This is a genomic window from Alloacidobacterium dinghuense, from assembly GCF_014274465.1.
Taxonomy (GTDB): domain Bacteria; phylum Acidobacteriota; class Terriglobia; order Terriglobales; family Acidobacteriaceae; genus Alloacidobacterium; species Alloacidobacterium dinghuense.
Map to the genome: position 1 here is coordinate 4,286,846 of NZ_CP060394.1, position 25,179 is coordinate 4,312,024.

Here is a 25,179-nt window from a genome sequence, read left to right on the forward strand (position 1 = left end):
TTCGGTGAGGCAGGAGTGCAGTTGTCCTTACCTCTTTCCGGGCGGAGATGATTTGCCGCATTCAAAGCAACTGCCACGCTTCCTTTCACAAAGCAAAGACAACCGTTTGTTTAAGGACGCAAGAAAGCTCCTAAAGTACGAAGCGTTGTCGATGAAAACAATTCGCAAATACGGTTGTCAAGCGAATTCTTCTCCGTGTCACTCCTAGACAAACCTTTGCCTTAGTACTTCAGATATGCGAGGATGGGTCGTCTCAGCCGATTGAAGCATCATGAATAAAACAACCCGCCGCACCTTCCTGAAACTCGCAGCTGTCGCGGCCTCCTCGAGCGCCTCCCGTCCGCTTACTGCATGGACCGTGGTCGATGCGCCCTCAGGCGGAACTCACGTCAAAGCCTGGCGCACGTCGGGAGCGCAACGGTGTGTTCCGATCGAGGCGCCCGCCTGGCAAACAGGCGTTCCGACTTCTCCCATGAGCATCCGTCTCGACCCTGAGCAGCGCTATCAACAGGTGCTCGGTTTTGGTGCGGCGCTCACGGATGCCTCCTGTTACCTGCTTGAGCAACTTGACGCCGAAAAGCGGAAAGCATTGCTCGATGAGTGCTTTGGCCCTTCAGGCCTGAGCTTCTCCGTTGCACGCACGACCATTGGCTCCAGTGACTATTCGCTCAATGCGTACAGCTATGACGACTCCGAGTCGCCAGACCCTGAACTCACCCACTTCAGCATCGACCACGACCGCAAGTACATCCTCCCGCTGCTGAAGGAGGCCCGCCAGACAAACCCCGAGCTGTTTTACTTCTCCTCTCCCTGGAGTCCGCCCGCCTGGATGAAAGCAGGTAACTCCCTGCTCGGTGGTTCCATGCGTAAGCACTATTTTGCTGCTTATGCACAGTACTTCGTAAAGTTCCTTCAGGGGTACTCTGTTGACGGCGTCAAAATCAACGCGGTTACCGTTCAAAACGAAGTGGATACCGATCAGGACGGCCGTATGCCCCAGGCGCTCTGGGGCCAGGAATACGAGATGGATTTTGTGAAGAGCTACCTGGGCCCGGCACTCCAAAAGGCCTCGCTCGACACGAAGATCTGGATCCTCGATCACAACTACAACCTGTGGGGTCGCGTTGTCGATGAGCTCAGCGATCCCGACGTCTACAAATATGTCGATGGCGTGGCCTGGCACGGATACTACGGGCCGCCCTCGTCCATGACGCGCGTGCACGATACGTTTCCCGAGAAGAATGCTTATTGGACCGAAGGCGGGCCGGATTTCAAAGCGCCCGACTACGCCACCGACTGGGCCAACTGGTCCAGCACATTCACGGGAATCCTCCGCAACTGGGCGAAGTGCATCGTGAGCTGGAACCTGGTGCTCGACGAGAATGGCAAGCCCAACATCGGTCCCTTTTCCTGCGGCGGCTTGCTAACGATCAACTCGAGGACACGCGAACTCACGCGCAGCGGGCAATACTGGGCCTTCGCCCACTATTCCAAGGTGATCCAGCGCGGCGCATCCGTCATTGCGTCCTCGGGAGATCTCGATAAGATCGATCACGTCGCACTCCAGAATCCGGATGGCAGCCACGTCCTGATCCTTACCAACACCGGCCGCGAGGAAACTGTGCAATGCGCGCATCGCGACCAATCGCTGACCGTTTCCCTTCCACCGGATTCCGTCACGACACTGGTCTGGTAGCTGGAGCGCTTAACCTTCGCCAATTTCGCGATCAGCTCAATTGGCCGAAAGCAAACTGGTCAATCGATCGACTCTCTTTCCACTGAGCATCGTCAGGCATTCGGCGAACCACTGATGTGAAGGTTTACCAGCGGCGTGGAGAAGCCCCTGCCCCCAGCCAGCAAAGCTGGCCCGGGGGCCACGGATTCGGTGATTTATTTCTCTAAATCTAAGCAGGTTGGGCAAGCCATTCGTCGAATCGTGTCTTCCCGAGGCTTGCATTGCCTTCGGGAACGAGTGCGCGTTCGGTCACCTTGATGCCGTAGTAAGTCGCCTGCGGATCAGCGACAACTTTTCGCGCATCCTTGTATGCGGTCAGACCATGCCGGATAAGTTCATCGAGGCGGAACTGCTCCGGCCCCCCTACTTCTACGATGCCATTCACTGGTGAACCTGTCGCGACGCGGCCTACTGCACTGGCGACATCGTCAGCGGCCATAGGTTGGATAAGTACAGACGGCAGGTGCACCTCGTTGCCCTTGGTGGAGAAATCGGCGATGCCCTTGACGAATTCAAAGAACTGCGTCGCGCGGACGATCGAATGAGGGATCGATGATGCTTGGATGAGCTTCTCCTGAGCCATCTTTGCCCGGAAGTAGCCGCTTTCAAGCAGACGTTCCGTTCCTACGACCGACAACGCAACATGATGTTTCACATCTGCAGCTGCTTCAGCGGCGAGGAGGTTACGGGTTGATGTCTCAAAGAAATTCATCACAGCCGCGTCTTCCCAGGCCGGAGCATTGGATACGTCCACGACAACCGATGCACCCTTCAGCGCTTCTGCCAGTCCTTCGCCGGTGAGCGTGTTGACGCCCGAATTCGGGGACGCTGCTATCGCTTCGTGCCCTTGTTCACGAAGCTTGGGGACGAGTTTTGATCCAATGAGTCCACTACCGCCGATGACTACGATTTTCATGACTAAATCCTTTCGCCGTGCCCGCCATGAGCACGTTGCAAAATCCAATTCCTCGGAAAGAGTGATTGAAGTTCTAAGTGGGTTACCGGTAAGCCGTCGAAGCTACTTCACCGGAATCAGAACAGGCGCATTTTTGTCTTTGACCAGGAAGACGATAAATTTGGCCGGTTTGGTATTGCTGGCATTGCGGCCAACAATGTGAACGTCGTTGGGTCCTTCGTAAAAGGTCTGTCCAGGTGTCAGGGTGACAGGTTCTCCGCCTTTTACCTGCATCACGACGGTTCCATCGAGTACGTAGACAAACGCGTGAGCATTGTGCCGATGAATGGGATCCGAAGCGCCAGGCGGATATTCGACTGTGATCATCAGGCCTTCTTTGCCAGGGAAGTCCTTCAAATCCTTCGACATCAGCGGAGTGACCTTTGCCTCCTGCGCCATGAGCGGGCCGGAGATGAGGCACAGCAGCATCAAGATTGTTTTCAATGGATAGCTCCTTTCTCGTTGCCCGAGTCAACTGCTGATGCAGAGCGGGCTTATGTACTAGCAAGGACCTGGCAGAGGAGTGTTTTGTGACATGCCATCTCGGAATGTAGCCTAATTTTTTTCCGATGCGACTATAAAGACTGGCTCGATGCCTGCGAGATCACCGCAAGCTTTGCCGGACTCATAACCCACAGGATTTGGCCGATGCCCTGCGGTGAAACATCTATCGCAACAAGCGCATAGGCGATTCCCTTGTTTCTTATAAGCGCGGCTGGTTGCCCGTTCACCTGCACTCGTGTAACAGTCCAGTCCGCCCAGAAACGGGAAGAGAAGGTAGCGATGAATTTCGCTACACGCTCACGCCCGAGAACAGGAATACGCGCCGCTCCTAAAATTCCGCCACCATCGGTAATGGAAACAATGTCCTCGGTAAAGATCTCTTTGAGCGCAGATATATCTGCCTTTTGCGCCGCAGCGAGGAAGGCTTCAAGAAGGCGGCGATGTTCGGAGGAGCTTACCTGAGCTCTCCGCTCGTCAGTGATGTGTTTGCGTGCGCGAGTGACCAGCTGACGTGTATTCGACTCGGTGAGCTGAAGGATGTCCGCGATATCGCTATAGGAGTAATCAAAAGCCTCGCGAAGAACGTAGGCGGCACGCTCATTCGGCAATAGTTTTTCAAGCAGAATCAGAACCGCCAATTCCAATGCTTCACCGCGCTCTGCTCCAAGGGTAGGATCGGCTGCGGTGTCTACGGGCTCTGGGAGCCAGGGGCCGATGTATGTTTCGTGACGAGAGCGGGCGGACTGCGCGAGATTGATCGCCAGCCGCACCGTCGTTGTTACAAGTAATGCCGTCGCATCTCGGACGACACTCCGGTCAGTGGATTGCCAGCGCAGCCAGACCTCCTGCACAATGTCCTCCGCTTCGGCGGCAGTTCCCAGCATCCGGTAGGCGATGCCGAACAGCCGTGGACGCACGCCGAGGAACGCGACAGTAGCCTGATTGAGTTCGTCGATATCGTCCGAACGCTGCGGATCCATCGTCCCATTCTATGGGACAGGGTCCAGTTCCAAAGCGGGAATCCCAATAAGAGAATTAATACTCGTTGCAACGAGCATTGGCGGAAAGATGGATTGATTCCGGTAAAATAGAAATAGAGGACAAAGAAAAGGCCACCCGCTACGAAGCGGGCTTTTCTATTTTGCGAATCGACTCTTCAGCATGGAGACCATGCGAGGGAGATGTATCGCCTGGATCAGGCAAGCCCCGATCGAGCCTGGATCAAGCGAGCAGACGTTCGTAAATTCCTTGTTTGGACGAATTTACAAAATACCGGGGGAGGGTTCAGCATCGATCGCCCCCGGGTGATTCACGAGATAGAAAGCCCCTCAGGGCCGGTCAATACAGCGAGGATTGCTGAGAACCTGCAACCTTCTAAGTACTTGTATTTGGAAGAATTTACAAAAAGTATGGGTGCCCTAGAGCCGGACAGCTTCTCTTCGCGTTCGAGCCGGGTTGGTCTGCCGCGGGGCGCAAGTGGTTTCACGAACAATGAGGCGCGGCTTGACCGCAACCTCCTGCGGAATCACAGCTGGCTCACGCAAACGTTCCAGCAGAAGCTGTGCAGCGAGTTTCCCCATCTCGTGCAGGGGCTGGCGGATAGTGGTCAGGCTTGGTGTCTGGAAAGCTGCCTGGGGAACGTCATCGAATCCGATGACGGAAATGTCTTGCGGGACCCGAAGCTGTGCGTCGTGCAGCGCGCGGATCGCGCCGATGGCAGCCATGTCGTTGAAGCAGACAATGGCTGTAAAGCGGCGGTGATGCGCCAGAAGTTGCTGAACAACCGGGTATCCCAGCTCTGGCGTCGTCAGGTCTTTTGTGAGCTGAATGGTCAGCTCGGGCCGAATCGCCAACCCTAGATCGGAGGCAACCTTCACGATCCCCTGCCATCGGACCTCTGAGTCGGAGCTGTATGGTTGCCCGCGCATGAATGCAATATCGCGATGTCCTAGATCGTACAAGTGTCGAAGAGTCATCTCCGCCGCCGTATTGTGGTCCAGCACGACATTGGTAACGCTCTTGATCCTCCGATGCCCAGCCACAGCAACCGCCGGTACAGCAAGCTTGTGATCAAGGTGGGTATCAATCGCAATGATGCCCTCCGCACCGCGGCTTACGAGCATATGCGGATATTGCTCGATCAGATCGGTGCGGTGCCGGTGATGTGCAATGAAATAGAAATAGTTTTCCTCGAGCAAATGATCGCCGATGCCACTCATCACTTCCGTGTGATAACCATCGGCAAGCACTGGAACGAGAATGCCGATCGTCATCGTGCGGCGATTGCGCAAAGAGCGCGCAACGAAGCTGGGCCGGTAGTTAAATTTCTGCGCCGCAGAGCGGATGCGTTCCCGTGTTGCCTCAGGAATCGAGCGCCCGGGAACGTTGTTCAGCACAACCGAAACAGTAGCGGGATCGAGCTTCAGATGGGCTGCAAGGACCTTGAGCGTTACAGGTTCCGCAGAGGAGTTAGAACTGGTCTTCTTTTTGCCCATGATATTGCGACGATCCTAAAAAGCCTCTTGTCAAAATTCTGGTTCGCGACCCATGAGCTGAAAAGTGAGCTCATATTTCGGCAACCTCTACTACAAAACGATCCATTCATTCAGCATTGAAAGCCCTACTGTCTCGCGGTTCTTGCTCATAAACCCGGGACTCTCGTTTTCACAGCATACAGCGAGGCATGCGTCAGGATGTAAAGCGTAGCTCGATCCGCTCCGCCAAACACAAGGTCAATCGGACGCTCAGGCACATCGATGCGCCCGAGCAATTCACCTTTCGGGCTGTAGACAAGCACCTGCCCTGCGGCCAGATAGACATTTCCCTCCTGGTCCTGCGTAACACTCTCACCGCCTCGTTCAGCAAAGAGTTGCAAATCTGTAATTGTGCCTTTCTCAGTTACATTTCCTTTGTATGTTCTCTCGTCCGATTCGTCGCTGATGTAAAAGGGGTGACCAGGCGCTGCCTGGGCCAAATTGAATGCCCGCAGCACATCGGCCATCTTCGTCCCGTAATAGAGTTTCCCCTGCACAAAGTCTTCGCCAGCGGGTATGAAGATGGTCTGATCGGGTGAGACATACTGGAATGGCCGGTCACCGGGAACACTCCGAACGCTCCAAACGTCCACAGGCAAAAGAGGCCTCATCTCTGGACGGTCGGCGGCTGCCTGAGGTTGCAACAGTGTCACCTGATCCATAGTTGATTCGGGCCGGAAAGAATACACGGTTCCTGTGCCTCCATAAGACACCACGATTAGATTTCCAGCTTTGTCGAAGCCGAGGTTCACCGGATCCAGAGGATTGTCGCGTACGACGATCGCCTCTTTGCTTTCTGGCGACCACTTGTAAATCCTTTGCCAGTGCGCGTCCACAAAGTACAGTTGCCCCTTCGGATCGACGGCTGCGCCGGAGATATTGAAGAACCCGGTTGCCAGTTTCTCCAGTTGCGCACCCTGTTTCAGCGTCGACACAGTTTGATCCTGATTCTGTGGTTCATACTTCGCTGGAACGTTTAGCGTTGCAAACTCGTACGCTCGCACATCCGCACGAGTCGTCGCATCAAAGACAGAGTTGTCAAATGCAGCCTTGCTGTCGCTGTCAACGTGTATATTTCGAAACCGAATATCATGCGAGCCCGACAACTTGATCGCGTAAGGAAACGGCTGATAGCTGCTCACTACTCGATAGCCGTGATAGTTGGCAATGGTGATGTTTCGCGATTGCGATATTTCAAGTGGAACCGCAAAGCCGCTTTCGCCCCGCTCTTCTTCTGTCTGGATAGCGTCCAGTTCCCAGTTCTCAACTTGATCCAGTTTGACCTCATTGCGAACGTGGTGTTCGCTGGATAGCTCGTACACTCGACCAGGCGTGGTCGTATTCGAGATGTAGAGTCCAGCCTGTGCGAATGTGCTCGGTGTCCAGATATTTGCAAAGGTGCCACCTCCGCCATTCGTGATCCACAGACTGGGATATTGACCGTCCCAGCGACGATGAATATCAGGGTCCGCTGTGTGCGTGTTGTTGTACGGATTCATCCGAGTGCCGTCGGCAGCATTGGTTCCGTGGCCGCCGAGAAAACGCACATCATCCATGAGAGAATCAGCGCCCGCCATCCACATTGCGCCCACTGCGCGGCCGTTAATACCGCCCGTTGAGAGGCCAATTCCGGTTACGATGGTCTGCCCACCCTTTGGCGACTCGAGGAGTGCCTTCGGCGATCCGGGCCCCTGAAAGGCAGCCGTTCCATCCGGCAGATCAAACTGCGTCATGCTCGGATGCAGCCCGATGAGTACTGTATCCGGGCGAAGTTCTAATGTGTCTTTGACGACGTAGCGTCCCATCGGAATATAGAGCATACGATGGTCCGCGATCGCCTTCTGAACGGCGGCGGTATCATCGGTTACTCCATCGCCTTTTGCGCCAAGCGATTGCAGGTTTGCCCAGGTGTTTGCAGGCGGCAGCGCGGCGATTACATTTGCACCAAACTGCGGAAGATCTTTTACTGCTTCTGCGTCGAAACTCGTCCGAATTGCCCCTTCGTCGCCGGGCGCGCGCATTGTTAATCCATGTGAGAAGGTTTTCACCACGTAGCTCTCACCGGAGCCTGCCGTCTGCTCTCCGGTTTCCCGCAGCAGCGCAAAGACGGGAACATGATGGCATGCAATGTTTTCGAGATTGATTTCCGTGCGCGGGTTGTTGACATTGCTGATGGTAATGGCTGGTCCGCTGATGTTCTCGAAGCGCACATCTTTCGCCCACAGCTCCTCAGCGTAATTCGGATCGATAGAAATTGCCTCCGGAACGTTGCGGAAGGCGTCGTGAATCAGCGTCAATCCTGCCTCATGCTCGCGGATTGCTGCCTTCCTTTGCCCATCGAATGTTGAATCGAGCAGCGTAAACTGCCAGCCCGGCGATGGTTTCTGGGTGATGATGCCATAGTCCCCGCCATAGAAGTGCAGATCCTCGGCCTCGTTGCCGATATCTTTAAGCGCAGCCAAGCCAGAGCCAATGTGAAAGTCCATGTGCGCCAGGTAGCAATGCTGCGCCACATGAAACCGGATTCCCACTGCTGCTGGATTCCCGCTCCCAATCTCGAAGTCCACATTGCTCATCGCTGAATAGAAGGTTCCCGGATTCGCATCGACGACGTTGTTACTTGGAGGAACCGTTCCCTCCATAACGGGACGCGGGCCGCTCTGCTGGCGCTCTCTGAAATGGCTTCCACCGGGCCGTCCTCCGGTAAAGAAGAACATGTACGCTATCCCCTGCTGATAACCCGGGCTGTTATCGGGAAGCATAAATACGGGGCGGTTCGTGCCGTAGCCAATCAGTCGCAAGCCCGGCCACACGTAAATCGTGCGCGTGATGCGATACCGGCCCTCAGGGACAAAGACGATGCCCTCACCATGTTGATCTTCAGCCTTGTCGATGGCGGACTGAATCGCCTCACTGTCGTCTGCCAGGCCGTCCCCTGCTACGCGGAATTGATCCTTTGTCAGATAAACGGCCTTCGAATCGTCGAGTCGAAGCGGATAATAAGACGCCCCTTGAAGTGGAAGCGCAAGCCCAGCAAGAGTGGCCCCAAGGAGAATTATGTTCTTTATCACTGTGTCATTCCCTGTATTGTGCTGACTGGTCTTAAACGGGATTCTTCACCAGAACCAGCACGGCCATGGGGAGAATCGAATGCCCACATTGGGCCAAAATAACCAAAGAGCTGTCAAGTGATATTGCATGAAACAAACGATTGTCTTAGTGGCGCGCTCGATGAAACGAAGGCAGCATTCGCAAAGAGGAGGATCATTCTCCATAGAGGCAACTTACCAGAACCTTATCCTCGGCCCGATCAACGATGCGTTCACAGATCATTTACAGTGAAAATATGACGAAGGTGTCGAAGGTCGACCTTGTCGGCGTTGGACTAAATGCTACTGACACGCTGATCCCCCTCGCTATCTATCCTGCCCTCGGTTCCAAGGTGGAGTACCGCACCGCGACGGTAGCTCCGGGCGGCCAGGTAGCAACGACGGTAGTGGCCTGCCAGCAGTGGGGCATGAACTCCCGCTACGTGGGTAAGCTCGGCGATGACGAGGCAGCCCGGCTTCACCGGGAAGCATTCGCCTGCGCGGGCGTCGAAACACAGCTCATTACGGTTGCAGGAGGAGCAAGCCCACAGTCACTGATACTCGTAGATGGTGCAGGCGAACGAACCGTGTTGTGCCGCCGCGATGATCGGCTCGTTCTCCAGCCCAACGAACTGAATCGCGAATGGATCGTGAACGCACGGGCTCTCCATGTTGATGGGCACGATACTGCCGCAGCAACAGTAGCCGCCCGTTGGGCACGGGCTGCGGGTATTCCGGTCGTTGGCGATCTGGACGAGCTATATCCTGGCGTGGAAGAGCTCCTTGAGAACATTGACTATCTCATTGTGAGCCGAGATTTTCCCTGCAGGCTTACCGGAGAGGTAGATCTGGAGAAAGCGTTGCACCGCATGCAACGTCGCTATGGATGCCGTCTCACCGCCGCAACATTAGGACCAGATGGTGTTTTGGCGTGGGATGGCAAACAATTTCATCACACGCCCGCCTACTGTGTTCCAGTGGTGGACACAACAGGGGCAGGAGATATCTTTCACGCAGGCTTTATCTATGGACTGCTTCAGGGCTGGCCGCTCGACCGGCAACTCGACTTCGCATGCGCTGCCGCTGCGCTGAACTGTATGGCATCCGGTGCCCGAGGTGGCATTCAGAGCGTCGAGGAGATCGAAAGTCTTATGGTAACTGGCTCGCGATATTACGCTCCGTACTGCGTGTCGACCTCAGACTGAGGCATCAACTGGTGTCGCAAGAATGAAAAAAGGCGTACGGATAATCCGCACGCCTTTTATTGCTGGTAATGGATTTAGCTTGCCGTAAGCTCCGCGGCAACCTTCTCGGTTACGAAGGCCTCAATCGTATCGCCAACTTTGACATCGTTAAAGTTCGACAATCCGACACCGCATTCCATGCCGTTCGTAACTTCCTTAGCATCGTCCTTGAAGCGCTTGAGCGACGTCAGTTTGCCCTTGAAGACCTGCTCGCCATCCCGCATTAGCCGCACTTCCGCATCACGCCGCAGCACGCCATCGGTCACGCGGCAACCAGCAATCGTGCCGACCTTCGGGATCTTGAAGACGTTGAGCACTTCAGCACGACCAAGGTAGTTCTCCTTGAAAACCGGCTCCAGCAGTCCAAGCATCGCCTTGCGAATCTCATCCTGCAACTCGTAGATAATCGAGTGCAGGCGAATTTCTACGCCTTCCTGTTCGGCAAGATCGGCGACCTTGCGCTCAGGACGTACATTGAAGCCGATGATGATGGCATTCGATGCGGTGGCGAGCAAGACATCGCTTTCGGTGATAGCACCAACACCGGAATGGATGACCTTGATGCGCACCTTCTCGGTCGACATTTTCTGCAGCGAATCAGCCAGCACTTCGACCGAACCCGTAACATCACCCTTAAGGATGAGCGGCAGTTCCTTGACGCCAGCCTGCTTGATCTGCTCAGCCAGCCCTTCAAGCGACACGCGTGAGGACTTAGCCAGCTGCGCCTCGCGCTCCTTCATCCTGCGGTACTGCGCAATGCTCTTGGCCTTGTCGCGATCAGCGGTCACCAGGAAGGTATCGCCGGCATCCGGCATGCCTTCGAGGCCGAGGATTTCGACGGGCGTTGATGGCCCGGCTTCTTCGATAGCGCGTCCGCGATCGTCGAACATGGCGCGAATCTTGCCGAAGGTATTGCCGACAATGAAGCTGTCCTGATTGCGCAATGTACCGTTCTGCACTAGAACGGATGCTACCGCACCGCGTCCGCGGTCGAGTTTCGCTTCAATGACGGTGCCCACAGCAGAGCGACCCGGTGTTGCCTTGAGGTTTCCGAGGTCGGCTACCAGGCAGATCATTTCAAGCAGCAGATCGAGGTTTTGCCGCTTCTTCGCAGAGACATCCACAAAGACAGTCGAGCCGCCCCAATCTTCTGGAACGAGTCCACGATCACCGAGCTGTTTCTTCACACGATCTGGCTGTGCTTCAGGCTTGTCGATCTTGTTCACTGCAACGATGATCGGAACATTGGCGGCCTTGGCGTGGTCAATGGCCTCAAGCGTCTGCGGCATGACTCCATCATCGGCAGCCACCACGATGACAACGATGTCTGTCACCTTGGCGCCGCGAGCACGCATACGGGTGAACGCTTCGTGACCCGGCGTATCGAGGAAAACGATCTCGCGTCCAAACGCGGGCGAATCTTGCTTACCGATGCGAACTTTATAGGCTCCGATATGCTGCGTAATGCCGCCAGCTTCGCCACCGGCGACATCCGTCTCTCGAATCGCATCGAGCAGCGAGGTTTTACCATGGTCTACGTGACCCATGACGGTGACAACCGGCGGCCGGGACACTTCCAGTTCGTCCGGGTTCTCCTGCTGCAGCATGCTCTCGATGGCTTCGTTCGCCATCTGGTCCTCGAACGTGATGAACTGCGTGTCCGCACCGAACTGGTGCGCCACATCCTTCACTAGTTCCGCGTCAAGCGACTGGTTAACAGTTACAAAAACGCCACGCATGAGCAGGGTCGCGATAAGATCCTTGCCGCGGACTCCAAGCTTTTCTGCCAAGTCCTTAACGCTGATGCCTTCGGTCACGGTAATCGTGCGAGTAATGGGTAACGGTTCCGAAGGAACCTGCGCACCACCGAAACGCGACGGCGGAGCAAAGCCCTTCATTGGGCCTTCTTTTGTTTTCGGATATTGCTGGCGGCCACGACGCTGCGGGCCACCTGGACGCTGTGGACGCGGCGCTTCGCCCGGAGGCGGTACAAGACCGCCGGGAGCGCCACCCATTCCGGGGCGCGGACCACCGAACCCGGGACGGGCACCGAAACCGGGACGCTGGCCAAAGCCAGGGCGAGCAGCTCCAGGAGGGCCTCCAGGCTGAGTGCGCGTCGGATGCATGGGGCGGCGACCACCGGGGAACTGTCCCGGAGGACCGCCCTGTGGACGCTGACCACCAGGAGCACCACCCGGACGACGATCAAATATAGGACGACCGCGCTGCAACCCGCCTTGCGTCTGTGCCGTTGGGGCCGACGACGCCTGCACGGGCGGTGGTGGAGGTGGCGGTGGAGCGGTGTAGACAGGACGCGGGCCAGTCTGCGGCATAATCACGCGCCGAACAGGAGCTGAGGCTGAGGCGGCCGAAGGTGCAGTTGGCTCAACCTGGGACGGTGCTGGAACTGGTGCTTGAACCTGTGGCTCGACGGGCGCAGGTGTAGAAGACGCGGCTGCTACTGGTGCTACAGGTGGAACCGGAGCACTCTGCGGCAGAGCTACATGCGGCGGCGTTGTGGGCTTAGCTGCGACAGGCACAGAAGGCGGCACCGCAGCAACTACTGGCCTTGCCTCAACCGCTGGAGCGACGGGCGGTTTGGCCACAACCGGGCCTGCCGGTGGCTTGGCGGCGATTGCGGGAGTCTGCGGCGGAGGAGGAGCAATTACAGCCGGGGCAGGTCGTGGCTGTGGGACAATCCTGCGCGGAGCGGGCTTCGCAGCTTCAGGTGGAGCGGCGGGAGCCGGCTGCGAGACAGGTGGCCTGGGCGTAACATTCGTTGCAACCGGGGTGACCACAGGCGCAGCAGCGGGCTTTGCAACGGGTGGCTGCGGTGTTGGACGACTGGCAGCCAGCGCTTCTTCTTCTTTTCGCTGCTGGATGGCCTTCAGCACATCACCAGGCTTCGATACGCGTGACCAGTCGATTTTAGGTTTGGCTTCGGCCTCGGCGCGAGCCGCCGCGGAGGTACCGCCCGTCTTGCCGCCACGGTTGAAGTGTGCGCGCACACGCTCGGCTTCATCCGCTTCCAGTGAACTGGAGTGCGTCTTTTTCTCAATCACGCCGACATCTGTAAGTACGTCCAAAATTGCTTTGCTCTTTACTTCCAGCTCGCGTGCCAGATCGTTGATTCGAACTTTGCTCATCCGCCCCTTTTGCTTCTCACATCCCAAGCGCTCAGCTGTTCATAGCAACCTCATGCCAATGGGATTCAATCATATTTGTATTATCACCTGAAAATGATGCGTTTAGCGTCCATATCTCAGGCTCTTGCATTTGTAGATGGCGCATTTTACACGCCATCCTCGTCAATCTTGTGCTCGCCGATTTCGTCTCTGGGCTCGTCCATATTTCCCTCGAGAACAGCATCACTGTGAACCGCTCGCGTATTCGGGTGATGCTCGGCCAATAATTCGCTGGTGTCATCGCGTCCCGGAACAACAGCTTCGGCCCCTTCATCTGCCAGAGCGGCGCCCTCTTCGGTCACTTCTGCCAGGCGCTCTTCCGCCATTTCGTCGCTTATCAGTCCAGAGCCGTCCTCACTGGGCCGATCTTCGCCAGCCTGCGTGAGATCCTGCTCCAGTGCTTCGATCTCTTCTTCAGCCTGCACGTCCGCGAGGTGCGCAGCCTCCGCCAGATTGGGAGTTGTCGGCAACGGGCGCTCTTCGCCCTCTTCATACTGTCCGAAGTAGTGGCGAACCGCCGTACCAATTTTCTCCAAAGTCTTCTCGCCGATACCCGGAATCTCTTCCAATTGCTCAGGAGTCATGTCAGCCAGCCCCTCAACAGTCGTGATGCCTGCGGCGACCAGCTTCTGGATGATCGCTTCACCCAGTTCGCCAACCTGCTCGATTGGCGTCGCCGGACCACCAGACATCGCCTGCATCTGCTGCTCGACTTCCTGACGCTTTTCTTCCTCGCTCTTGATGTCGATCTTCCAGCTCAGCAATTTCGCGGCAAGCCGGACGTTCTGCCCTTTCTTGCCAATCGCCAGAGACAGCTGCGTGTCGTCGACGATGACTTCCAGCTGCTTTTCACCAAGATCTGTGATGCTGACGCGGCTTACCTTGGCCGGCTGCAAAGCCTTCTCGGCGAAAGTGGTGATCTCTTCACTGAACTCAATAATGTCGATTTTCTCGCCGCGCAGCTCGCGAATAATCGACTGCACGCGCATACCTTTCATGCCGACGCAAGCGCCGACAGGGTCGACGTCTTTGTCACGTGACATGACTGCGATCTTGGTGCGCTCGCCTGCTTCACGCGCAATCGCGCGGATCATGACGGTACCGTCGTAGATTTCAGGTACTTCGCTCTGGAAGAGGTTCTGCACCAGCTCTGGGGCCGCGCGGGAAACGATCACCTGGGGCCCCTTGGCGGCGCGATCGACGCGCTGCAAAACGACCCTTATACGCTCACCCACGGAAAACTGCTCCAGCCGTGACTGTTCGCGCTTGGGCATGCGCGCTTCCGCTTTACCCAGATCGAAGATGACGTCCTGCGGCTCTAAACGCTTTACGGTCGCGTTGATCACTTCACCGACACGGTGGTTGTACTCCTGGAAAACGGTATCGCGTTCAGCCTCGCGAACCTTCTGAAAGATGACCTGTTTGGCCATCTGCGCGGCAATGCGTCCCAGCACATCCGTCGGCTTGTAGTAGCGGATCTCACCGCCTATTTCAACCTCAGGCGCAAGTTCGCGGGCCTGATCGAGAGCGATTTGGTTCACCGGATCTTCGATCTGCTCTGGTGCCTCGACAACCGTCTTGTAGACATACGCGCGAATTTCGCCTGTTTCTTTGTCGAGTTCGGCGCGCATATTTTCCTGTGTCTTGTAATACTTGCGTGTCGCCAGCGCAATTGCGTCTTCGACTGCCGACACAACCACGCCCGGATCGATTCCCTTGTCGCGGCTCAACGCCTCAATGCTTTGATACAGCACACTTGCCATGTTTTCTCTCTCAATACCTCAGCGATTGCCATCGCGAGCCCTATCGCAACCTGCTGCAGCTCGCTCAAAATTCCGGAACAAGATTCGCCCTTTCAATGTTCGAGAACTCGATCTCGACAGTTGTGTTCGCTGCGTCCTTTTTCTTACTCTTGCCTTTTTGTTTCACCGCTGAAAGATCCAGCACAATGGAATGCCCTTTCACTTGTGTGAGCCTCCCATGCCAGTGGCGGTTGCTCGTAACCGCCTCAAAGGTTTGCAACTTCACCAGGCTGCCGGCAAATCGCCGGTAATCCTGCTCGCCATAAAGCTTGCGGTCGAGTCCCGGCGATGAGACCTCCAACGTGTAATCTGCTCCGGGAACCAATTCCTCGACGTCCAGCACCGTACCGAAATCCTGGCTGAACTGCTGGCAATCCTCGTGTGTGATCCCCGCCAGCTGGTCGATTTCCACCCCGGAGGGTAATCCGGACATGGTTTCTTCAGCTTTCGCAGCTTCGGCCAGGTTCGCGCGTTTTTCAGCATTCTTCTCGATAAATACCCGCAAAACGCGATGCTTGCTGCCACTCTGGTACTCAATTTCAACCACGTCGAGGCCGTGCGAAGCGGCAACCCGCTGCGCGGTGGCGCGAATTTGATCCAGATTCAAGGCCATCGATGAATGAGTTTGCAGCAAAAGAAAAGTGGGCTTTCGCCCACTCATTCCTCCGAGCCCTCGGCTGACTCACGACAGGGCACGGACAAACTCGTCTGCTATTTCAGAATACTCCTCTTGGAGCTCGATTTCAAACCGATTTGTCGAGGTTATACGGTTGCCAAGCCCAGGAAATCCAACTACGATTCTGGCAGGATGGCGAGGGCCATAAAAGTCGTTCTGGCGCTGCTTTGCCTCACTTGCATTCTCGCCCTGTGTATTGCCCCTTGGGTTGATCCCCCGGACACAACCCTCAAGTCGCTTCAAATCATCCTCTTTCTGATGTCTACTTTGGCGGCCGGTGCCTTCTGGCTGGCCGGCAACTTGCCGTGCGAACTACAGGGATTTGCTGGACGTGCATCGCATACCCTCGTCCACTCCATTCCCAAGCTTCTGCCTCACCACGAGACAAGCTGCGTTCAGCAGTGCTAAAGCAACACTGGTTTCTTTTTTCATTGGATAAATAGCACTCTTCGAGAGGCTATTTCAGTACCGAAACGAACATGCTTTCAGCAAATTTTCGGGGAAATCCGTGAAGCGAATCGAAAATAACTTGCCAGAACTCGCAGTCGGGGTTATCTATGTTCAGCTTGAAACAAATGCGCCGGTGGATGCCCTGCATCAAACCGGCATTGGCTCAACTTTTAAAAGACCGTTTTGCGTAACAGAACGTCTAGGAAAATGCATCGGTAGATTCAGCAGTCCTCAGAGGGAGGTCGCATTCGCATGACGTCGCAGCCCGCAATCACTCTGACCGAATCCCCTGCACCAATTCGTCCGGCCCCCGCGGCGAACGTCGTCAATATTGAGCGACCAGACCGCGAGTTGCGCCGCCAGCTTACGCGTTTTTCCAAGTGGATGTACCGGCTTGGTTTTGCTCCCGGAACCTCTGGGAACCTTTCGGCACGGCTTGACAGCGAGCGTATTCTTGCAACCCCAACGGGCTGCAGCAAGTACCTCTTACGCGCCTCGGACATGGTCATTGTCGACCTCAATGGCAAGCTGCTTTCGGGCTCACGCAATGTTACCAGCGAAATCGGCATGCATCTTGCCGTATACGACTCCCGTCAGGACGTGCAGGCGGTTGTGCACGCGCATCCACCGATTGCAACTGCCTTTGCCTCCTGTGGCATGGCTCTTGATATGCCGCTTTGCGCGGAGCTTCTCATGACGCTGGGCAAGATCCCTCTGGCGGCATACGCGACCACCGGGACGGATGAAGTAGGCGCCAGCCTGGCGCCTTATGTGCGCGATCACGACGCGATTCTGATGGCAAACCACGGCCTCGTTACCTATGGAAAAGACCTGCTGGATGCGTTCATGAAGCTCGAAACCACGGAGCACTTCGCCCAGGTATGCCTGGCTGCGCACGAACTCGGCTGTCCGCGACTCCTTGAAGAGGATGCCATTCGGAAACTACAGCAGGCTAGGATGCGCTATCACTCGAACTGCCGGATTTAGTCAACCACAAACGTCGTCCGGAAACGTGCTACAAGGTTGTAACTCTGTTCTGGGGAGCTTCATGCTTAATCCTTACGAAAAAGTTCTGGGCGGCCGCGATGCACAGGAGATCATTTCCGGCACTCCGACAAAGCTCGGAGCTATCTTCAACCACTTCGGTCCTGATGGTGTTGAGAGGTCACCGGCTCCGGGCAAGTGGAGCGCTCGTGAAATCTTCTGTCATCTAGCGGATTGCGAAATAACATTCGCCTTCCGCCTGAGGCAGGCACTTGCGGAAGAGAATCACGTAATCCAGCCTTTCGATCAGGAGAAATGGGCGACCACCTATGAAGCCTATGACGCTCCTTCAGCGCTAGCGGTCTTTTCTTCTATTCGACGCTGGAACCTGGCTCTCATCAGAAGCAGGTCTCAAGCGGATCAGGAAAAGCAGGTGACTCATCCTGAGCGTGGTACGATGACTTTCCGAACGATTGTGGAAACGATGGCTGGGCACGACCTGAATCATTTGCAACAACTGGAAGGGATCGCCAGCAAGAACACGTCAACAATCTAGGTGGCAAAAAAGGGTAAAGTTCAGTCCTGCACAACGTTCACGTCGCCAATACCCACGGTCGCATGCAGTTTGTACATCCCTTGCGCAGAAGTGTGGTGCGTCTTGGGAAAAAATCCATCCGAGCGCTGATGGGAAACCGCATCTTCTGCGTCTCCAATCTTTGTCCCGGTACGAATGTCGTTGTATTTCGCGCTATCTGTTACACCCACCGTAAGATCACCTATGCCTACGTGTAGTTCCTTGTTGCCTTCAATTCCTTTCACCGAAAGGTCGCCAACACCCAGTTCAAGTTTCAGATCCGTTTGCGCCGGGACAGAGACTGTAACGCTTGCGCCCTGGTGGTTATCCTCGTTCTTTGGCAATTTGAGATCGATCGAAGCGCGGTCACCTGCTACGCCGAACCGCTTGATCCATGACTGTACGGTCGCATCGTCATAAAATCCGTGCGGCTCAATCGTGAGTCGGATTGTCTTCAACTCATCGCTGCGAACAACGCGCACTTCTCCGACATTTACTTCCATTACCAATGTGCCGTTTTCCGGAAGACCCTTGCTCATAACCAGGCAATTTGGCTTAGGCAAATCTAGCTTTTGCCGCGAGGCAGTATCCTGCGCCTGCACTATGCCCGCTCCGGCTAGAACAATAGCTGTACATATTGTCGATATCTTCATATGCGCTCTCTATTCCTGAGCGATGTCGAGACTTCCCATGCCCACGTTTACTTCCAGGGAGCCAACACCGCTTCCGCTGTAGCTTTTGCTCACAACGAAATGGCCATCATGGCCACCCGGCCTGTGATCGTGGAGCGAACCCATGCCAATATTCACCTGCATGTCCGCATAGCTCTTGTCGCCGTCGACAAGCAGCTTTGCATGGCCATAACCCACATTGATTTCCCGCTCGCCGGCGCTGCCTATCGCGTCAAAATTCAAATCGCCTCTGCCCAGGTTGAATTCACTTTCCAAACCTTTGTTCATGGGAAGAGTCAATGTCACGATCGCGTGAGAATTGTTAGGAAATTTAAGGTGAATCGTGGCACTCTCGGGATCCACGCGCAGAATGTGGATGTAATCCGCTGCGGGTTTTTCTACCTTGTCTCCAAGCTCAACCGAAAGCTTCAGATCCTTCGCGTCCGGCTTGGTACGCACGCGCAATTGCGCATTGCAAACACTGACATTTAACGAGCCGGTTCCTGCGAACAATCGGACGATCTCAAGATGACGGGACTCCAGCACGTCCCCTGCCTGCTGCTGATATTGACGGTCGGAAACCGCGACTGGATCGCCATCGCAACTCAGATTATCGGACTTCTTGTCGTCCGCTCGCATTGTCGTGCACATTCCAAGAAGGACCGTTGCCGATACATATGCCAATCTTCGGCTAAATTGGAAACGATACGAATGCGCCATGGCGCCCCCCCATGCGTTAAAGGTCGGTACGAAAGTGCCCCGATTTCCGTTCCGCAGAAGTTTGCGGTACTTTTTGAACCCCACTACAATCTAATGAAATAAAAAGAAGCCGCCGTTATTGACTTGCCTCTAGCCCGCGAAGACACCTTTTCGCACTACGGAACATAATGATTGAACATCCCGTCCCCGAAGCCTTAACGTTTGACGACGTTTTGCTGGTACCTGCATATAGTGAAGTTGTTCCTGCTCTGGTTAGCACGCAGACCCGGCTTACCAACCGTATCCTATTGAATACACCGCTCTTAAGCGCCGCCATGGACACCGTGACGGAGTCACGTCTGGCCATTGCTATGGCCCAGCAGGGCGGAATCGGCATCGTTCATCGCAATCTCACTATCGAGCAGCAGGCCGGCGAAGTTGATAAGGTAAAACGCTCTGAGAGCGGCATGATCGTCGATCCGGTAACGATGACACCGGACCAGCTTATTGCTGATGCTCTCGAAGTAATGCGGAAATATAAGATTTCCGGCGTGCCTGTCACGAAAGAAGGCAAGCTTGTCGGAATTCTCACCAACCGCGACCTGCGATTCGAGACGCGCACCGACATTCCGATCGCCGACGTGATGACCAAGGAACACCTGATCACGGTACCTGTGGGCACGACGCTCGAAGAGGCCGAGTTGATCCTGCATCAGCACCGCGTGGAGAAACTGCTTGTCGTTAACGACCAGTACGAGCTGAAGGGCCTGATCACGGTAAAAGACATCCAGAAGAAACTAAAATACCCGAATGCCTCGAAGGACAATCAGGGGCGACTGCGTGTTGGAGCAGCCATCGGGGCCACGGGTGATTATCTGGAGCGTGCCGCGGCGCTCGTGCAGAATCGAGTCGATGTTCTTTCCATAGACTCCGCCCATGGCCACTCTTCACGCGTTCTTGAAGCTGTCAGGGACGTCAAGCAGCGTTTTCCCGACGTCGACCTTCTTGCCGGAAACATCGCTACCTACGAGGGGGCGAAGGCCTTAATTGATGCTGGTGCTGACGGCGTCAAGGTCGGCATCGGTCCCGGATCCATCTGCACCACGCGCATGGTTACCGGCGCGGGCATGCCGCAGATCACTGCCATCAGCGAAGCCTACAAGGCAGGCCGCGAGCACAATATCCCGATCATCGCCGACGGCGGCATCAAGTATTCAGGCGACGTAGCCAAGGCAATCGCCGCAGGCGCTAGCAGCGTCATGATTGGCTCGCTTTTTGCCGGCGTGGATGAGAGTCCGGGCGAGACGATTCTCTACCAGGGCCGGTCGTTCAAGGCCTATCGTGGCATGGGTTCGCTCTCCGCCATGGCTCAAGGCTCCGGCGAGCGCTACTTCCAGAGCAGCCGAGATCTTGAAGAGGCTCCGAGCACCGAGGGTGTAGTCGCCCGCGAACGGAATGGACAGAACCGGTTGGCAAAGTTCGTTCCCGAAGGCATCGAAGGACGCGTGCCACATCGTGGTCCGCTGGAGGCAATGGTCTATCAGCTCGTTGGCGGGCTCCGCTCGGGCATGGGGTATCTGGGCTGCGAGACGATTGAAGATCTGCAGACGAAGTCGCGTTTCGTGCGCATTTCAAATGCTGGCCTGCGTGAAAGCCACGTCCACGACGTCATCATCACGCGCGAGGCCCCAAACTATCACGTTGAGTAGTCTAGGACACGTCGAGTAGCACTCGGTTCGATTTCTTGGGGCGCGTAAAGTCATCCTTCACACGCCCGTCGCTTTTTTAAGATAAACCCTGTTTGCTACCCCCCGCGGTTTTCTAAATTCGCCTATTTCAATAATTTACGAGCCAAACCAAAAGGCACGACCGATTTGGCCATGCCTTTTGTGCCTTCACTTTCAGGATAGCAGTGGTGTCAATAGGAATGAGGAAGATCAAGCCTTTTTCACCTCCTTCCTCTGCCCTGATGCTCAGCTTCAATCACCTTCTTGAGTTCTGTCGGTTCGTACGCAAGCTGTCCGAATGGCGGACACACGCACAGTCTGTCCTATCCTTTTCGTTTGTGTGCCGTCTGACAACCAGCCTCAGACACCAGTTGCTTTTTCAACTGATTCGGAGAGAATACCCACGATACAAAAACCTAGTGACATCCATGGCTCACTCGCGGACTCTTTCTGTGTTGTGCGGTATGCTGCTTTTCTTCTCTGACGGCTTGCGGTCTCAGGCCCAGGACAACGGCGGACAGCGAACCTACGATGTTCGCGGCACCGTTATCAACAGCACGACGCACGAACCGATTGCGCGTGCTTTGGTCACCATTGCGGGACAAGAGTCGTCCAGTTCGCAGCTGACTGACAACGAAGGCCGCTTCGAATTTCCAAACGTACGGGCAGGAGGATCCACGTTAGTGGCCCGACGGCCCGGTTTTTTTGGCTCAAACTTCTCGCGCGATCTCTCCGTGCCCGTTGATGTGGGGCCCGACATTCACGAGCATACGTTAGCACTTACGCCGGCGGGTACAATCACGGGTCAGATAACCTTGCCGGCGTCCGATCCGGGCGGCAATATTCCTGTTCAGCTGATGCGTCGCAACATCCAGGAAGGACTCGCCCTCTGGCAGCCTGTGGCGATGAAAACGACAAACAGCGAAGGAGCGTTCCGGTTTGGCGGTTTGCAACCCGGCGAGTACAAGCTGACCACCGATAGCGCCATCGAATCTGATGTTCCGTCTGAGCGAGTCTCCATTCGCTGGGGCTTCTCCCCGGTTTCGTATCCCGAAGAGGGCGATAGTAATGCCAACGGCTCGTTGAAGATCAATCCAGGGCAACAGGTGAATGTGCAAATGGCACTTACTCGCACACCCTTCTATCCTGTAACCATTTCACTTCCAGGTAGAGTGATAGCCCCGGGACTCTCAGCGCAGATATTTGACGGAATGGGTCGACCTTACGCGGCATCGCCATTTTTGGGCCCGCAACAGCAAGGGCTTTCCGCCTGGCTCCCAGCCGGAAATTACAGCGCTATCATTCAATCTTTTTCGCCGAACTCGCCTCCCGGCTATGCGAGCCAGCCACTAACGGTGCGTGACGCGCCTGTCCATGCAGAGGGTTCGGTCATTTTGCCCGTTCGCCCCATTTCGGTATCCATCCGCAAAGAATTCACGGCGCCCACCAACAATAGCAACGCTCAGATCATACGGATCGAAAACGGAAGGCAGGTGGTTGAGCCTCAAGCAGATGTCAATTTGGTTCTTATCTCCGCAACCGACGGGGGCAATACGGGCGGCAATCTTCGCCATGAACCGGGGGGCGACGATTCGTCATGGCAGCTTGAAAATGTTTTTCCAGGCAAGTACTGGGTGCAGCCCTACGCGAACGGGGGATATGTCGCATCCATCACTGCAGGCGGAACCGACCTCGCGCGTGATCCTCTGGTGATTGGGCCGGGCGGCGCATCTGCTCCGATAGACATCGTGCTGCGCAACGACACCGCGACCTTATCCGTTCGATTGAAGACCACAGGATCAGCGAGTGAGGCTGGTGAGGACCAACCGCATGGGTACCTCTATCTTCTCCCTCAGTTTGACTCTTCCTTTGTCATGCAGCGTGTCATGATCTCCGCCCAGGCATCCTATTTGCCCAACATTCCGCCCGGCACATATCACGCGTTTGCGCTCGACCGCGAAATGGATCTTGAGTATCGCAATCCGAAGGCATTGGAAGCCTACACCGGCAAGGGACAGATCATTACGATGGAGCCGAACGGTACAACGAACCTCCAGATCGATGTAACACCGGCAGAGGCAGCGCCATGAGAAGTCCACTCGTATTAGCCAAGCTGCAGCTTTGCCGATTGAGCCTGTGCGCTCTGTTCGTTATCTGGGGCTCGCAACTGCGGGCACAAGAGAAAGGTGGTGGACCCTATCGCATTTCGGGAACCGTCGTGAATGCGGCCACCGGTGCACCGCTGAATCGGGCAGACATCTCGATTGCTACAGTAAAGCCCCCCGCCATAACGCAGTCTGTGCAGACCGGCCCTGACGGTCATTTCGAATTCGACGGCCTGCCAGCAGCCAAATACTCGCTGACGGGAGCGCGGCGCGGATTTATCCCAGCGGCTTATGACGAGCATGAACAGTACTCGACGGCAATTGTGACCGGTGAGGGTCTGCGCTCGGAGAATCTCGTATTGCGGTTGGCACCCGATGCCGTCATCTCGGGCATTGTTACTGAGGATTCGGGCGATCCGGTAGAGAATGCACGAGTGTCCCTCTTTCGTCAGACGCATGACACTGGGAGTGAAAAGGCACGGATGGCGGATAACACGATGACCGATGACAGCGGCGCTTATGAATTCAGCACCGTCGCACCGGGCGACTATTTCATAACGGTGAGCGGGCGCCCGTGGTACGCGGAGAATGGCGAAGGCATGCCACGCCGCCCCAACACCGTGGACGCTAAGGATATTCCCCACTCGCCGCTGGACCTCGTCTATGCAACCTCGTTTTATGCTGAGGCGACAAATCCTGACGATGCCACTCCCATCCCGCTGAAGGGCGGCGAAAGGGTGCAGATCAATTTTGAGTTGCATCCGCTGCCGGCACTCCATCTGCTGGTGCATTCGCCTGTGTCTGACGATCCCAATCTGGGCACGCCGATGCCGTCACTGTCAAAAGAGGTATTCGGAACATCGGACTACGTAGACACAAACACGCGCGCCATTGCACCGGGCTTGACAGAGATCAGCGTTGCTCCGGGCGAATATCAGATTCATTTACGTGGAGGCGTGAACTCTCCCTCGGAACGGCTCAGCGCTGTCAACGTCACTTCAGACGAATCCATAGACGCTGGCACGGGCCAGGTTTTAGCGAACATCTCCGGCAGGGTTGCTATGGCCTCTGGAGAGGCATTGCCGCGGAGCACTGTCGTGACTCTGACCTCTTCTGATGGAAAGAACAGGAATGGCTCGGTTGCAGGTGAAGAAGGAACGTTTGAAATGGCCAACATGCCACCTGGAAAATACAGACCGGACGCCTGGGGCAACGGGAAACACCTTTTTGTGTCAAAACTTGCGGTAAACGGAGCGCAAGTTGAGGGAAGTCGCATCACCATTGGAAGTGGTCCTGTGATGATCGCGGCTACGGTCTATCCCGATCCGAACCTGGAGGTAACAGGCTTCGCTAAAAAAGCCGGAAAGCCAGCACCCGGAGCGATGATCGTTCTTGTGCCCGAGGACCCGGCTAATAATCGCGACTTGTTCCGCCGCGATCAATCCGATTCCGACGGAAGCTTTGCTCTGCTCGATGTGATTCCCGGCAAATACACGGTCGTTGCTATTGAAGATGGCTGGGCGCTCAACTGGGCTGAAGCCGATGTCATTGCGCATTATCTTGCACTTGGAAAGTATGTAACCGTGACGGAGACAAATTCGAAGACTACTGCGCTTAAAGAGCCGGTGGAGGTTCAGCCAAAATAAAAACGCACCTCACGTAAGGAGGTGCGCGGTGCCGCAAGAAGCCGGCATAAATATCGTAAAGGGTTAAGCCTTTTCTTCGCCGCCTTCGCCAGCCTGAGCCTGCTCCTCGGCCATCGCCTTCTGCAGTTCTTCGCGCTTCTTGGCACGGGCTTCGGCGCGCTTCTGGCGCTTCTCGTCGAGAATCGCCTCGGCTCCGAGTAGCTCGATGAAGGCCTTCTCAGCACCGTCACCGCGCTGGAAACCACGGCGCACGATGCGCAGATAACCGCCGTTTCGGTCACCATAACGCGGGGCTACGGTGTCAAACAGGCGCGTTACGGCATCACGGGTTTGAAGGAAGGAAAGCGCCTGACGCCGCGCATGCAGGTCGCCCTTCTTACCCAGGGTGATCAACTTCTCCACGTGCGGACGAACGGCTTTCGCCTTGGCGACGGTCGTCTCGACGCGGTCTTCAAGAATAACGGACGTGACCAGGTTGCGCAGCAGAGCGCGGCGGTGGCTGGGGTTGCGTCCGAGTTTGTATCCTGCATTGCGGTGGCGCATGGCAAATCTCTCTATCTGATTTCAGGGCTCGGGCACAGTCTATAAAACCGTGCCCT

At 55.9% G+C, this 25,179-nt stretch carries 18 protein-coding genes; 7 read left to right on the forward strand and 11 right to left on the reverse strand.

Annotated elements, in window-relative coordinates; translation table 11 throughout:
- The first annotated feature begins 271 nt into the window (after positions 1-271).
- Positions 272-1,696: a glycoside hydrolase family 30 protein gene (locus H7849_RS17655; protein ID WP_186741155.1), complete on the forward strand. Its 1,425-nt coding sequence runs from the start codon at positions 272-274 to the stop codon at positions 1,694-1,696.
- A 208-nt stretch (positions 1,697-1,904) separates the two neighbouring features.
- On the opposite strand, the gene H7849_RS17660 is transcribed toward H7849_RS17655, so the two are convergent.
- The 5 genes from H7849_RS17660 to H7849_RS17680 form a co-directional block, all read right to left on the reverse strand.
- Positions 1,905-2,651, reverse strand: coding sequence for an SDR family oxidoreductase (locus H7849_RS17660; RefSeq protein ID WP_186741157.1), 747 nt, complete (start codon positions 2,649-2,651; stop codon positions 1,905-1,907).
- A 102-nt stretch (positions 2,652-2,753) separates the two neighbouring features.
- The gene (locus H7849_RS17665) at positions 2,754-3,089 is read right to left on the reverse strand and encodes a cupin domain-containing protein (protein WP_432756554.1); all 336 of its coding nucleotides are present in this window, start codon (positions 3,087-3,089) and stop codon (positions 2,754-2,756) included.
- 176 nt (positions 3,090-3,265) lie between these two features.
- Positions 3,266-4,174, reverse strand: coding sequence for an RNA polymerase sigma-70 factor (locus tag H7849_RS17670; protein ID WP_186741159.1), 909 nt, complete (start codon positions 4,172-4,174; stop codon positions 3,266-3,268).
- Between the two features lie 438 nt (positions 4,175-4,612).
- The gene (locus H7849_RS17675; protein WP_186741161.1) at positions 4,613-5,689 is read right to left on the reverse strand and encodes a LacI family DNA-binding transcriptional regulator; all 1,077 of its coding nucleotides are present in this window, start codon (positions 5,687-5,689) and stop codon (positions 4,613-4,615) included.
- A gap of 146 nt (positions 5,690-5,835) precedes the next feature.
- On the reverse strand, positions 5,836-8,799 hold the full coding sequence (locus tag H7849_RS17680; RefSeq protein WP_186741163.1) for a glycosyl hydrolase family 28-related protein: 2,964 nt from the start codon (positions 8,797-8,799) through the stop codon (positions 5,836-5,838).
- A 275-nt stretch (positions 8,800-9,074) separates the two neighbouring features.
- On the opposite strand from H7849_RS17680, the gene H7849_RS17685 reads away from it, so the two are divergent.
- Positions 9,075-10,022: a carbohydrate kinase family protein gene (locus H7849_RS17685; protein ID WP_186741165.1), complete on the forward strand. Its 948-nt coding sequence runs from the start codon at positions 9,075-9,077 to the stop codon at positions 10,020-10,022.
- 74 nt (positions 10,023-10,096) lie between these two features.
- On the opposite strand, the gene infB is transcribed toward H7849_RS17685, so the two are convergent.
- The 3 genes from infB to rimP form a co-directional block, all read right to left on the reverse strand.
- Positions 10,097-13,207: a translation initiation factor IF-2 gene (gene infB, locus H7849_RS17690; RefSeq protein ID WP_186741167.1), complete on the reverse strand. Its 3,111-nt coding sequence runs from the start codon at positions 13,205-13,207 to the stop codon at positions 10,097-10,099.
- Between the two features lie 146 nt (positions 13,208-13,353).
- Entirely contained in the window at positions 13,354-15,009 is a 1,656-nt protein-coding gene (nusA, locus tag H7849_RS17695) for a transcription termination factor NusA (protein WP_186741169.1), read from the reverse strand.
- A gap of 64 nt (positions 15,010-15,073) precedes the next feature.
- A complete protein-coding gene (rimP, locus tag H7849_RS17700; protein ID WP_186741171.1) occupies positions 15,074-15,661 on the reverse strand; it encodes a ribosome maturation factor RimP in 588 nt (195 codons plus the stop codon).
- Between the two features lie 765 nt (positions 15,662-16,426).
- Here rimP and H7849_RS17705 point away from each other — a divergent pair.
- The gene (locus H7849_RS17705; RefSeq protein ID WP_186741173.1) at positions 16,427-17,161 is read left to right on the forward strand and encodes a class II aldolase/adducin family protein; all 735 of its coding nucleotides are present in this window, start codon (positions 16,427-16,429) and stop codon (positions 17,159-17,161) included.
- Positions 17,162-17,222: 61 nt separating this feature from the next.
- On the forward strand, positions 17,223-17,714 hold the full coding sequence (locus H7849_RS17710) for a DinB family protein (protein WP_186741175.1): 492 nt from the start codon (positions 17,223-17,225) through the stop codon (positions 17,712-17,714).
- 20 nt (positions 17,715-17,734) lie between these two features.
- Here the strand turns inward: H7849_RS17710 and H7849_RS17715 are convergent, their stop codons facing one another.
- Both H7849_RS17715 and H7849_RS17720 read right to left on the reverse strand, forming a co-directional pair.
- Positions 17,735-18,385: a hypothetical protein gene (locus H7849_RS17715; protein WP_186741177.1), complete on the reverse strand. Its 651-nt coding sequence runs from the start codon at positions 18,383-18,385 to the stop codon at positions 17,735-17,737.
- Between the two features lie 9 nt (positions 18,386-18,394).
- Entirely contained in the window at positions 18,395-19,042 is a 648-nt protein-coding gene (locus H7849_RS17720; RefSeq protein ID WP_186741179.1) for a hypothetical protein, read from the reverse strand.
- Between the two features lie 248 nt (positions 19,043-19,290).
- Between H7849_RS17720 and guaB the strand changes: the two genes are divergently transcribed.
- From guaB to H7849_RS17735, 3 genes are all read left to right on the forward strand, one after another.
- Positions 19,291-20,811 (forward strand): IMP dehydrogenase, encoded by a 1,521-nt coding sequence (guaB, locus tag H7849_RS17725; protein WP_186741181.1) that lies wholly within the window; start codon positions 19,291-19,293, stop codon positions 20,809-20,811.
- Positions 20,812-21,257: 446 nt separating this feature from the next.
- Positions 21,258-22,919 (forward strand): MSCRAMM family protein, encoded by a 1,662-nt coding sequence (locus tag H7849_RS17730; protein WP_186741183.1) that lies wholly within the window; start codon positions 21,258-21,260, stop codon positions 22,917-22,919.
- On the forward strand, positions 22,916-24,580 hold the full coding sequence (locus H7849_RS17735) for a carboxypeptidase-like regulatory domain-containing protein (RefSeq protein WP_186741185.1): 1,665 nt from the start codon (positions 22,916-22,918) through the stop codon (positions 24,578-24,580). Before H7849_RS17730 ends, H7849_RS17735 begins: the two co-directional genes overlap by 4 nt.
- A gap of 63 nt (positions 24,581-24,643) precedes the next feature.
- On the opposite strand, the gene rplQ is transcribed toward H7849_RS17735, so the two are convergent.
- A complete protein-coding gene (rplQ, locus tag H7849_RS17740) occupies positions 24,644-25,123 on the reverse strand; it encodes a 50S ribosomal protein L17 (protein WP_186741187.1) in 480 nt (159 codons plus the stop codon).
- Positions 25,124-25,179: the final 56 nt, after the last annotated feature.

What these genes read in the sequence shown, in the direction of transcription:
- H7849_RS17735 (WP_186741185.1), top strand. Translation starts at nt 22,916, where the DNA reads ATGAGAAGTCCACTCGTATTAGCCAAGCTGCAGCTTTGCCGATTGAGC.
- guaB (WP_186741181.1), top strand. Translation starts at nt 19,291, where the DNA reads ATGATTGAACATCCCGTCCCCGAAGCCTTAACGTTTGACGACGTTTTG.
- H7849_RS17710 (WP_186741175.1), top strand. Translation starts at nt 17,223, where the DNA reads ATGCTTAATCCTTACGAAAAAGTTCTGGGCGGCCGCGATGCACAGGAG.
- H7849_RS17670 (WP_186741159.1), bottom strand. Translation starts at nt 4,174, where the DNA reads ATGGATCCGCAGCGTTCGGACGATATCGACGAACTCAATCAGGCTACT.
- H7849_RS17715 (WP_186741177.1), bottom strand. Translation starts at nt 18,385, where the DNA reads ATGAAGATATCGACAATATGTACAGCTATTGTTCTAGCCGGAGCGGGC.
- H7849_RS17685 (WP_186741165.1), top strand. Translation starts at nt 9,075, where the DNA reads ATGACGAAGGTGTCGAAGGTCGACCTTGTCGGCGTTGGACTAAATGCT.
- H7849_RS17660 (WP_186741157.1), bottom strand. Translation starts at nt 2,651, where the DNA reads ATGAAAATCGTAGTCATCGGCGGTAGTGGACTCATTGGATCAAAACTC.
- H7849_RS17675 (WP_186741161.1), bottom strand. Translation starts at nt 5,689, where the DNA reads ATGGGCAAAAAGAAGACCAGTTCTAACTCCTCTGCGGAACCTGTAACG.
- rplQ (WP_186741187.1), bottom strand. Translation starts at nt 25,123, where the DNA reads ATGCGCCACCGCAATGCAGGATACAAACTCGGACGCAACCCCAGCCAC.
- H7849_RS17705 (WP_186741173.1), top strand. Translation starts at nt 16,427, where the DNA reads ATGACGTCGCAGCCCGCAATCACTCTGACCGAATCCCCTGCACCAATT.
- H7849_RS17720 (WP_186741179.1), bottom strand. Translation starts at nt 19,042, where the DNA reads ATGCGAGCGGACGACAAGAAGTCCGATAATCTGAGTTGCGATGGCGAT.
- H7849_RS17665 (WP_432756554.1), bottom strand. Translation starts at nt 3,089, where the DNA reads ATGGCGCAGGAGGCAAAGGTCACTCCGCTGATGTCGAAGGATTTGAAG.
- H7849_RS17730 (WP_186741183.1), top strand. Translation starts at nt 21,258, where the DNA reads ATGGCTCACTCGCGGACTCTTTCTGTGTTGTGCGGTATGCTGCTTTTC.
- infB (WP_186741167.1), bottom strand. Translation starts at nt 13,207, where the DNA reads ATGAGCAAAGTTCGAATCAACGATCTGGCACGCGAGCTGGAAGTAAAG.
- rimP (WP_186741171.1), bottom strand. Translation starts at nt 15,661, where the DNA reads ATGGCCTTGAATCTGGATCAAATTCGCGCCACCGCGCAGCGGGTTGCC.
- H7849_RS17655 (WP_186741155.1), top strand. Translation starts at nt 272, where the DNA reads ATGAATAAAACAACCCGCCGCACCTTCCTGAAACTCGCAGCTGTCGCG.
- nusA (WP_186741169.1), bottom strand. Translation starts at nt 15,009, where the DNA reads ATGGCAAGTGTGCTGTATCAAAGCATTGAGGCGTTGAGCCGCGACAAG.